The organism is Psychrobacter sp. 1U2, assembly GCF_051847575.1.
The window spans coordinates 1-595 of record NZ_JBPYDC010001463.1; the positions used below are offsets into that span (position 1 = coordinate 1).

At 34.5% G+C, this 595-nt stretch carries 1 protein-coding gene; it reads left to right on the top strand.

Going from position 1 to position 595, the window contains the following annotated elements; all coding sequences use genetic code 11:
- Positions 1-422 precede the first annotated feature (422 nt).
- Positions 423-595, top strand: a 173-nt coding sequence (locus ACS8FD_RS22650) for a DMT family transporter (RefSeq protein WP_439277516.1), incomplete at its 3' end; no start/stop codon positions are given.

Here is a 595-nt window from a genome sequence, read left to right on the forward strand (position 1 = left end):
CTGATGAAACTCGAGCATGGAGTAGACAATGTTCGTTATGAGCCATTCGGTCCTAAGATGAGCTTAGAGCTGGCTTAGTTTTGTAGATAAAATATAACTAATTACATTACTATATAAAATAATAGAGTGATATTTAAACGGTTTATTGGATGGTATTAAAGTCATCCACGTTTAGGTATGACTCTATTTTTTGTTTAACTCGCGTAATATTTGAGAAGCGTATTTTTCTCTGCTCATTTTAAATGTACGTCGTTATCTGCTGTATAAATGACAAATGATAAAAACTTACCCTTCACATTACTGGAATATTTGTATAAAATACCGTCTGTATGGTTTCTTTAAAATGTATTGATACATTTTATTATTGGCCCTTTTACGCTCAATCGAGAGAATATGCTTGATTTAAAACAGGTAATTTAATTATGAGTCCTACCACTATTGCTTACGGTTATCTCGCGATTGCTATCATTTGTGAAGTGGTTGGCACGACGTTTTTAGTCAAGTCAGAGCAATTTACGCGTTTGGTGCCAACCCTGATTATGGGTGTGCTTTATGCCATCTCGTTTTATTTATTGACCCAAACCCTCAAGACCAT